Origin of the sequence: Haloferax chudinovii (assembly GCF_042663345.1) — an archaeon.
Lineage (GTDB): Archaea > Halobacteriota > Halobacteria > Halobacteriales > Haloferacaceae > Haloferax > Haloferax chudinovii.
In genome coordinates this window covers 1-5,455 of record NZ_JBHTAB010000018.1, presented here as the reverse complement: position 1 = coordinate 5,455, position 5,455 = coordinate 1, and the positions used below count along the sequence as shown (strand labels likewise).

The following is a 5,455-nucleotide window of genomic DNA, read 5'->3' as shown; positions in this document are numbered from 1 at the left end:
GCTCCCGCTCGTCATAAATGAAAAAAGCCCACTGGACTGTAGTCCAGTGGGCTTCGTATGAGTGGGGGGCGGCGAACTGGATTTCCCAGAGGATCGCTCACTCCAGTACTGACCAGAACGCAGGTGAGCTTAACTTCCGTGTTCGGGATGGGTACGGGTGGAACCTCACCGCTCTGGCCGCCGTAATGCCGACCAGCGGAATCGAACCGCTGTCATACCAATATCGGTCGGGCCGTCTTACCAATGTGTTCGTGCAATCCAGTTTGCGCCTGGACCCGTTCTCGGGTCTCAGTGCGTATGAATGTGGCTTGGACTGTTAGTGCTCGCGGGCTTAACAACTCGTTGCCTCGTTGCGTACACCCCGAGTCTATCGAACTCGTCTTCTACGAGTGTCCTCAGTGGAACTTCTTTTCCGTGTGGGTTTCGAGCTTAGATGCGTTCAGCTCTTACCCCGTGGTGCGTAGCTGCCCGGCATCTGCCCTCTCGGACAACCGGTACACCAGTGGCACCCATTCGTAGTTCCTCTCGTACTATACGAACGTTCACGTCAAGTTCCTTAACACCCCCAATAGATAGCAGCCGACCTGTCTCACGACGGTCTAAACCCAGCTCACGACCTCCTTTAATAGGCGAACAACCTCACCCTTGCCTGCTTCTGCACAGGCAGGATGGAGGGAACCGACATCGAGGTAGCAAGCCACCCGGTCGATATGTGCTCTTGCGGGTGACGACTCTGTTATCCCTAAGGTAGCTTTTCTGTCATCTACGGGTCCCATGAATGAACCTCGTAGGTTCGCTAGACCACGCTTTCGCGTCAGCGACACTCGTTGGGAATGTCACTGTCAGACTTCCGTTTGCTCTTGCGCTCTTCCACGAGTTTCCGACTCGCGTGAGGAAATCTTTGGGCGCGCTCGATATCTTTTCGAGCGCGTACCGCCCCAGTCAAACTGCCCGGCTACCGGTGTCCTCCGCCAGGAGTGAGAGTCGCAGTCACTAACGGGTAGTATTTCAATGCTGTCTCGGTGGCCCGCTGGCGCGGGTACCTGTGTAATGACTCCTACCTATGCTGCACATTAGCGACCACGTCTCAGCGACAGCCTGCAGTAAAGCTCTATAGGGTCTTCGCTTCCCCTTGGGGGTCTCCAGACTCCGCACTGGAACGTACTGTTCACCGGGCCCAACGTTGGGACAGTGACGCTCTCGTTGATCCATTCATGCAAGCCGCTACTGAAGCGGCAAGGTACTACGCTACCTTAAGAGGGTCATAGTTACCCCCGCCGTTGACGGGTCCTTCGTCCCATTGTAATGGGTGTTCAGATACCCGCACTGGGCAGGATTCAGTGACCGTACGAGTCCTTGCGGATTTGCGGTCACCTATGTTGTTACTAGACAGTCGGAGCGTCCGAGTCACTGCGACCTGCTCGGTCAAGAGCAGGTATCCCTTATCGCGAACTTACGGGACTAACTTGCCGAATTCCCTAACGTCGGTTGATCCCGACAGGCCTTGGCTTGCTCTGCCAGCGCACCTGTGTCGGATCTCGGTACGAGCTTCTTGCTTGTCTTTTCACGGGCTCTAGGTACCGCCGAGTTTCCCTGTCTCACCATTCGTTCGCTTCGTGCCGTTACGGCTTCCACGAATTTCGGTGATTCGACGGGGCGAAGGCCCCGCTCGGTGTTTCCTAAAGCGTCGACGTTTGGTGCAAGAAGGTACTGGAATATTAACCAGTTTCCCTTTCATCTAATTCGAATTACGGTTAGACTTAGGATCGACTAACCCTCGGCTGATTGACAGTGCCGAGGAACCCTTGCGCGTAAGGCCGTCGGGGTTCACACCCGACTCTCGCTGCTACTGAGACCATGATTTTCGTTGCTGCACGGTCCACACGAGTTCTCACCCGTGCTTCCACCCATGCAGTATGCCAACCTACGGAATCGTGTCGTCTGACACGCCGCCAGGTCTCGGAGGTGGATTTGAGTCCCGATCATTTTGGACGCCTCGAACCTCGGCCGGTAAGCTGTTACGCTATTCTTAGAGGGTAGCTGCTTCTAAGCTCACCTCCCGGCTGTTTAGGGCTCGAGACAATCTTCAATCACACTTAATCCACACTTTGGGTCCTTAACCTGGCTCTGGGTTGTCTCCCTCACGGTGCACAAGCTTACCCCGCACACCGGACTCCCTGAGTCTACGACGTCTGTAAGTTCGGAGTTTGACAGGGAAGCGAACTCCTCTCGGAGTCCGGATTCCCAATCGGTCGCTCTACCTCACAGACTATCTCATCAGAGGTCATGCTTCGACATGTTTCGGTTGGAACCAGCTGTTGCCAAGTTCGATGGGCCTTTCACCCCTACACCAGAGTCACGAGAGGGTATTGTAGGACACCAACTCTAACGGGCCTCCACGCAGCTTTCGCCACGCTTCGCCCTGCTCCGGCGTAGATCACTTGGTTTCGGGTCGCATCCGGTTGGCTCCCCGCCCTTGAAGACGGTGGCCCTGGTCAAAGACTGCGGCCGTATCGGTTTCCCTATGCCTCCGGGGGTTCACCCCTTAGACTCGCCAGTCAGATGCACTCCATGGTTCGTTTTTCAAAACGTACGACGCAACATCGGCTTCACTCGAGTCATACTACGGGATCGCTCCCAGTTCTTTCGTCGAGTGACCTTGTATGCCACGTCGCTCTATCGCCAACTGATTTCAAGCCCTATTGCACCGCCCTTTTCGGGGTGCTTTTCAGCGTTCGCTCACGCTACTTGTTCGCTATCGGTCTCGAGGAGTGTTTAGTCTTTGCAGTTGATGCCTGCAAACTTCACGAGGGATATCCAACCCCCGCTATTCTGGAACAACCCCGGGATCTGGTTCATACGTTACGGGGTTTTCACCCTGTATCACGCTCCGTTCCAGGAGACTTCACGTATGATCCAGGTCCGTTATGGGTAGTCCGTACACCACATTGCCCGAAGGCTTCGGTTTGGACTGTATCGCGTTTACTCGCCGTTACTAACGACATCGCGGATTGCTTTCTTTTCCTGTTCCTACTAAGATGTTTCAATTCGGAACGTTCCCCATTGCGCAAGGCAATTGCGAGGGGATTCCCATTCGGAGATCCTCAGTTCTTTCCCTCCATGCGGGTCCCTGAGGCTTATCGCAGCTTGGCACGTCCGTCATCGGCTCTCGAGCCGAGCTATCCACCAGCTGGCACAGTAGCCAGTTGATATAGTCACTGTGACCCGGAGAACGGGTCCAGTGGACGCCTGGATTGCACGTACACACGGTTTCATCAAACACCCTCGGAGATAGCCGAGGCGTGTTTTCGACCCTTCCCAACCTCGCTTGCGCGGGATGGTGCATCTGTCGTCAGTATCCATTCTGTCGAAACGTCTTGCCACACTTAAGGGGCACGATCGTTTCGGAGTGGAGTACTGCTTACCATGGACCCACAGGGATTCGAACCCTGGGCATCCTCCTTGCAAAGGAGGCACTCTACCACTGAGCTATGGGCCCGTGTTAGCCCTAGTAGTTCTAAGGTGTCCGAACGGGTGTCATTAGTGAACTCGGAAGATCGCGTGTGAGCCACCCCGTCGGGGTGGTCTCGGTCGTTAGGAGGTGATCCAGCCGCAGATTCCCCTACGGCTACCTTGTTACGACTTAAGCCCCCTTGCGAAGCCCAGATTCGACCACCGTGTGGTGGCCTCATCCGGACCTCACTCGGGTGCTTTGACGGGCGGTGTGTGCAAGGAGCAGGGACGTATTCACCGCACTCTATTGAAATGCGATTACTACCGAATCCAGCTTCATGAGGGCGAGTTTCAGCCCTCAATCCGAACTACGATCGAGTTTAGGAGATTAGCGTTCTCTTTCGAGATAGCAACCCATTGTCTCGACCATTGTAGCCCGCGTGTAGCCCAGCTCATTCGGGGCATACTGACCTACCGTTGCCCGTTCCTTCCTCCGCTTTAGCAGCGGCAGTCCTTCTAATGTACCCAGCCAGTCGAAACTGCTGCTGGCAATTAGAAGTGCGGGTCTCGCTCGTTGCCTGACTTAACAGGACGCCTCACGGTACGAGCTGACGGCGGCCATGCACCTCCTCTCTACAGCGTCGTGATAAGGTCATCAACCTGATCGTCATCACTGTAGTCGGAGCTGGTGAGATGTCCGGCGTTGAGTCCAATTAAACCGCAGGCTCCTCCGGTTGTAGTGCTCCCCCGCCAATTCCTTTAAGTTTCATCCTTGCGGACGTACTTCCCAGGCGGCTCGCTTCTCGGCTTCCCTACGGCACAGCACAGGCTCGTAGCCTGTGCCACACCTAGCGAGCATCGTTTACAGCTAGGACTACCCGGGTATCTAATCCGGTTCGAGACCCTAGCTTTCGTCCCTCACCGTCGGATCCGTCTTCTCGAGGTGCTTTCGCCATCGGTGGTCCGTCCAGGATTACAGGATTTCACTCCTACCCCGGACGTACCCCTCGAGCCTTCCGGTCCCAAGCCACGTGGTTTTCACCGGACGCCCGCCAGTTGAGCTGGCGGATTTCCCGATGAACCTTCGTGGCCGGCTACGGACGCTTTAGGCCCAATAATATCGGTCATCACTTGAGCTGCCGGTATTACCGCGGCGGCTGGCACCGGTCTTGCCCAGCTCTTATTCCTCGACCGCCTTACAGTCGAGAAAAGCGAGGACTATATGCCCTCGCACTTGGGGTCCCCTTATCGCACTTGCGTGCAGTGTAAAGGTTTCGCGCCTGCTGCGCCCCGTAGGGCCCGGAATCTTGTCTCAGATTCCGTCTCCGGGTTCTTGCTCTCACAACCCGTACCGATTATCGGCACGGTGGGCCGTTACCCCACCGTCTACCTAATCGGCCGCAGCCACATCCTACAGCGCCTGAGCGTTTCGGGGAGTCGGCATTCCAGCAGGACTCCCGTATGAACTATTAGCCTCAGTTTCCCGAGGTTATCGTTCTCTGTAGGGTAGTTTGGCCACGTGTTACTGAGCTTTTCGCCACGAGTGTGAACTCGTGCAACTAGCATGGCTAAATCGGACCCCAATAGCAATGACCTCCGGCAGGATCAACCGGAATGGGTCGCGACCATTTAAACCTGGTCGCGGGGTGTTGGCGGGTGAATGACAGCGTATGCTGTCAAATCACCGTTCAAAGGTCCGAGTTCGCGTGACATCCGTTCGGATGTCACCGAACTACTAGGGCTAACATCAGATACCGTCTTGCGGCGTACCGCAGGGGCGGAATCCTCATTTCCTTCGGACCTGAATCGAAGCGGTTCGAAGGGATAAACCCTTCGAACCCCGTTCGGTTCAGGGCCGGTGCGGCAGGACGCGTTGAATCGCCCTGCAATCGCGGTGTGTCGTTCGCATTCATCCGAAATGCCTTGGACCACTTAAGGCCGTCGTATCGTGGCGACCCCCGGGAAGGTGTATCATCCCGGCGAGCGCCTGACGACCTTGGGG

General features: G+C 56.0%; 1 tRNA gene and 3 rRNA genes. All 4 read right to left on the bottom strand.

Annotated features, from left to right (window positions below):
• Positions 1-63 precede the first annotated feature (63 nt).
• Positions 64-185: ribosomal RNA gene (rrf, locus tag ACFQI8_RS19420) — 5S ribosomal RNA — on the bottom strand.
• A gap of 113 nt (positions 186-298) precedes the next feature.
• Positions 299-3,211 (bottom strand): 23S ribosomal RNA (locus ACFQI8_RS19415).
• A gap of 216 nt (positions 3,212-3,427) precedes the next feature.
• Positions 3,428-3,499: transfer RNA gene (locus ACFQI8_RS19410), tRNA-Ala, on the bottom strand.
• Positions 3,500-3,596: 97 nt separating this feature from the next.
• A 16S ribosomal RNA gene (locus ACFQI8_RS19405) occupies positions 3,597-5,069 on the bottom strand.
• The 16S, 23S and 5S rRNA genes sit together here with 1 tRNA gene alongside, the layout of an rRNA operon.
• Positions 5,070-5,455 lie beyond the last annotated feature (386 nt).